This is a genomic window from Synergistaceae bacterium, assembly GCA_017443945.1.
In the GTDB taxonomy this organism is placed as follows: Bacteria; Synergistota; Synergistia; order Synergistales; family Aminobacteriaceae; genus JAFUXM01.
In genome coordinates this window covers 1-4,365 of sequence record JAFSXS010000048.1, presented here as the reverse complement: position 1 = coordinate 4,365, position 4,365 = coordinate 1, and the positions used below count along the sequence as shown (strand labels likewise).

Here is a 4,365-nt window from a genome sequence, read left to right as displayed (position 1 = left end):
GGCGGGACTGATGGCCATAAATGAGAGTGAAAAAATAAATGGAGGTCTTGAGAATTTGCGCGTGTATCTTGACGAGCGATTAACAAAACTTGAAAGCAAAATAGACGGGTTAAAACAAGAAATACAAGCCATCGACAAAAGCACGGGAATAAATGCGGCAAAAATAGAAATGTTGCAACATTCTCAAAATGTATGGTTTGTAGTATTAACTGTTGTTATAGGCCTTGTTGGTTTTCTTGTGAGTTTTGCGCCGATGTTCAAAGAAATATATAAAGACGCGCGCAAGAATTCACGGACATTAACGGAGGAAAATATTAGAAGTGTGGTGCGTGATGAAATTTCGAGGTTAAAACCTGAGACGCATTAATAAAGAAGGGGGCGGCGGGTAATGTCGAGAATTAAGGAGCGAATAAATTTGCGTGAGGTTCAGAATAACGAACGAGATAATAAAATATTTAATCGTGCATTATTCCGGGCTGGTGCGATTGTTATAGCTGGTTATTTGTTCGGGACATTAATAGCGTGGTTGATTTCTAGGTGATAATAATTATATTATTTGATTGATTAAACAAACAATATAAAATATAGTGATTGCAGGTAAATGGACAAAAATGGACAATCGAGCGGAAAATAAAAAATATTTTTCTCGGTTGTTATCTGTGATTATGTGTAAAAATAAAGTTTGATAGATTAATATCGTGGACAAAAAGCACGGAATATGATATTATTGCGGACGCTTGAGAATACGCAAAAATAATAGACTTCGTTAAATGCGGGGTCTATTTTTTATGCATTAAAATAGGTAGGTGAGAATTATGGCCGATAAACGAGATAAAAACGGGCGATTTTTGCCGGGTAATGATGGCGGCGGGCGTCCTAAAATTCCCGATGACATAAAAGAGGCTTTCAAGGCTGCAACACCTGCGGCGGTTCAGAAAATAATTAGCTTGATGGATTGCGGAAATGTAAAAGTAGAATTACAGGCCGCGCAAGAAATTCTAAATCGTTCACTGGGTAAACCTGAGACAAGCGGGCGGCTTGAATTGTCCGGGACAAATGACGAGGCTATAATATTCAAATGGATAAACGAACAGCCGAATACACAGACAATCACAAAATAATTACAATTCCTTACGAGCCGCGCGAGGTTCAGCAAGAAATACACAACGCAATAAATAATCATAGATTTAGCGTGATAGTAGCTCATAGAAGGCTGGGCAAAACTGTGTGCACAATAAATCAATTAATAAAAGCAGCTCTACAGGATAATTCAGGCTCTGGGCGTTACGGCTATATAGCTCCGTTCAGAAGTCAGGCAAAATCTATAGCATGGGACTATATGAAAAGATTTACAAATCCCGTTCCTAATAGAAAAGTAAACGAGGGAGAATTACAAATAGATTTCTCAAACGGTGCGCGCTTGCGAATATTCGGAGCTGATAATCCTGATGCTATGAGAGGATTATATTTTGATGGCGTTATTCTTGATGAAGTTGCAGACATGAAACCGGAAGTGTGGGGCGAAATAATTCGGCCTGCTTTGTCAGATCGAGGCGGCTGGGCTTGCTTTATTGGAACTCCTAAAGGGATTAATTTATTTTATGAGCTTTATACTTACGGGCTTAATGCTGAAAACTGGATTTCTAAAATATACCGAGCTGACGAGACAAATATAATCCCTCAATCAGAATTAACAGATGCTAAATCGGTCATGAGTGAAAATCAGTACAGACAAGAATTTTTGTGCGACTTCACAGCAAGCACTGACAATGTTTTAATCACTATAGATTTAGTAAGCAAGGCAGCAGGGCGCGGGCTGTTCCCTCAAGATATTTCAGGAGCGGTGAAAGTTATCGGCGTTGATGTTGCTAGATTTGGCGATGATCGCAGTGTCTTGTGTAAACGCGAGGGGCTATTATGCCATCCGTTAAGAGTGATAGAAAATCTTGATAATATGACATTTGCGGGAATTGTTGCCGATGAGATTGACCGATTTAAGCCTGACGCTGTATTTATTGACGCGGGTCGGGGTGAGGGCGTTATTGACCGGTTGAGGCAGCTCGGCTATAAAGTGCTAGAAATAAATTTCGGTGCTCGTGCAATTGAGCTGAATAAATACGCAAATAAACGATCTGAAATGTGGGACAAAATGCGCGAATGGTTAGAGAATGGCGGGAGAATTCCAAACGATACAGATTTTAAGAGCGAATTGGCTGCACCGACATATAAATTTGACGCGGCCGGGCGTAAAGTGTTGGAGCCTAAGGAGAAATTAAAGGAGCGGGGACTCCGGTCTCCTGATATGGCGGATTCACTCGCTTTGACTTTTGCATTTCCAGTCAGGCCGGTTAATGCGCGAGAAGTCAGAAGGATTACAGAATTAGACAGACTTAATGAAGAGTGGTTATAAAAATGTGTTATTATGGGTCTTCATCAACAAGAGAGCCAGTGCCGGCAACGGTTGAGAATAAAATAAAATACGGTTACGGCGGGCCTACACAAGGAGCAACGGGAATATCAGACAAGACACAAGTGAATAGTGATATTCAGAGAAGGCAGCGGGCTTTGAGGTTGTCAAATAATAATTCAGGCGGGGGCGTGATGGTGTAATGTGTTTCTTTAGTTCGCCTTCAGTACCTGCACAGACTAAAACCGAGGCACCGACAAATTATGTAGAAATGGACGCGGCGGAGTCGTCAGTAGCGTCAAGAGATTCAGAACGTCAAAGGAGATTGCGGGCATTATCACGACTTCAGACAATGAACGGCGGGGCAATGCAGGGCAGTCAAAATACTTCAGGAAAAATGAAATTAGGTGCGTGAAATGTCAGGAATAACAGAACGGCGCAAAAATGCAGATTTGAGATTTAAGCAAATGATGCAGGATCGGCGGGATTATATAGACTGGTGGCGGCAATTGTCGGATATGTACGCACCGAATCGCGGAAGATTCAGCGTTGACGAATTACCGAGAAAGCGGGCACTAAGATTTAACAGCAGGGCACGGCAAATTCCCGACGACTTCGCAGCCGGAATGAAAAGCGGATTAACAAGTCCCTCCCGTCCGTGGTTCACTCTGACACTTTATGATACAGGACTCGCGGAACTTGAAAGCGTTAAAGCATGGCTCACAGAAATTCAAGATATTATGCAGGGCACAATGTTAAGGACAAATCTATATGATCAACTTTTCGACGTGTACAAAGAAGAGGGGATTTTCGGGACTGCTGCATTATTAATAGAAGAAGATGACGAGGATATATTCAGGGCGCAGGCTTTAACAATAGGCAGTTACGCAATCGGTGTAGATAAGCGCGGGCGTGTAAATAGATTTTGCCGGCAGTTCAAGCGGACATTAATACAGCTTGCGAACGAATTCGGCGAGTCAAAATTGCCTGAAGAGTTAAGATACAGGCTCAAAGAAAATCGGGATAATTCAAATTACGAATTGCGCAACCTGATACAACCTTCCGACGAGTATAGACAAAATGACGGAGTAACAGGCAAATTTAAATTTATCTCGTACTGGTGGCTTGCGGGATATAATGAGCCTGAATTTTTACGGGTAGGCGGTTATCATGAATTCCCCGTGATGTGTCCGAGATGGCGAATAATCAACGATGATATATACGGACGAGAACAGCCGGGCGACACAGGATTTGACGACGCTAAAACATTGCAGGATCTAGAAATAGACGAACGCAGCGCAATTAAAAAAGGTGTCTGTCCTCCCGTTGCAATGCCTGAAAGTCTCACGCAGGGAGATTTACAAGATGAGCCGGGCGGTGTAACAATTTATAATCCTATGGGTGATGGAGTGCCGGCAATAACGCCGTTATATCAGGTGCAATTCGATCACAAGAGTGTAGCAGCAAAACGGCTTGAGATAACCGAGCATTTAGAAGAAATTTTTTATGTGAACATGTTCAAGATGTGGACGACTGATTTACGGGCAAATCGTACAGCTACAGAGATACAAGCGCGAGAAAGCGAAAAAATGTTTATGCTTGGGCCGTTGATTGAACGCCAAATGTCTGAAATGCTAGATCCCATGATTAATAGGATATTCGCAATAATGCAGAGAGCTGGCAAATTTCCGCCCCCGCCTCCTGAAATAGCAGACCGAGAAATCAAAATAGAATACATGAGCATTCTTGCTAACGTTCAAAAGCAATCAGCAAGCGCGGGAATAACTCAAATATTAGAGGCCGCAAATGTCTTAGTGCAATTACAGGCGGGAACGGGTAAAGCTCCCGACGTGCTAGACAAAATCGACTGTGATGAGATTATTGACCAGTTAGCAGATATGTACGTAATACCGGCGGGCATTGTCTTAGGAGATGACGCAGTTCAGGCAAAACGCGAT

7 protein-coding genes are annotated in these 4,365 nt (G+C 42.5%); all 7 read left to right on the top strand.

Annotated features, from left to right (window positions below):
* A partial coding sequence (locus IJT21_04790) for a hypothetical protein (GenBank protein ID MBQ7577572.1) occupies nucleotides 1-367 on the top strand: 367 nt, incomplete at its 5' end.
* Between the two features lie 21 nt (nucleotides 368-388).
* Complete coding sequence (locus IJT21_04785; GenBank protein MBQ7577571.1) at nucleotides 389-541, top strand: hypothetical protein; 153 nt, start codon at nucleotides 389-391, stop codon at nucleotides 539-541.
* 274 nt (nucleotides 542-815) lie between these two features.
* The gene (locus IJT21_04780; protein ID MBQ7577570.1) at nucleotides 816-1,121 is read left to right on the top strand and encodes a hypothetical protein; all 306 of its coding nucleotides are present in this window, start codon (nucleotides 816-818) and stop codon (nucleotides 1,119-1,121) included.
* Nucleotides 1,079-2,410 carry a hypothetical protein gene (locus IJT21_04775; GenBank protein ID MBQ7577569.1) on the top strand — a complete coding sequence of 444 codons (1,332 nt, stop codon included), beginning with the start codon at nucleotides 1,079-1,081 and terminating at the stop codon, nucleotides 2,408-2,410. Before IJT21_04780 ends, IJT21_04775 begins: the two co-directional genes overlap by 43 nt.
* Nucleotides 2,411-2,412: 2 nt before the next feature.
* On the top strand, nucleotides 2,413-2,610 hold the full coding sequence (locus IJT21_04770) for a hypothetical protein (GenBank protein ID MBQ7577568.1): 198 nt from the start codon (nucleotides 2,413-2,415) through the stop codon (nucleotides 2,608-2,610).
* Complete coding sequence (locus tag IJT21_04765; GenBank protein ID MBQ7577567.1) at nucleotides 2,610-2,822, top strand: hypothetical protein; 213 nt, start codon at nucleotides 2,610-2,612, stop codon at nucleotides 2,820-2,822. Before IJT21_04770 ends, IJT21_04765 begins: the two co-directional genes overlap by 1 nt.
* A 1-nt stretch (nucleotide 2,823) precedes the next feature.
* A partial coding sequence (locus IJT21_04760) for a head-tail connector protein (protein ID MBQ7577566.1) occupies nucleotides 2,824-4,365 on the top strand: 1,542 nt, incomplete at its 3' end.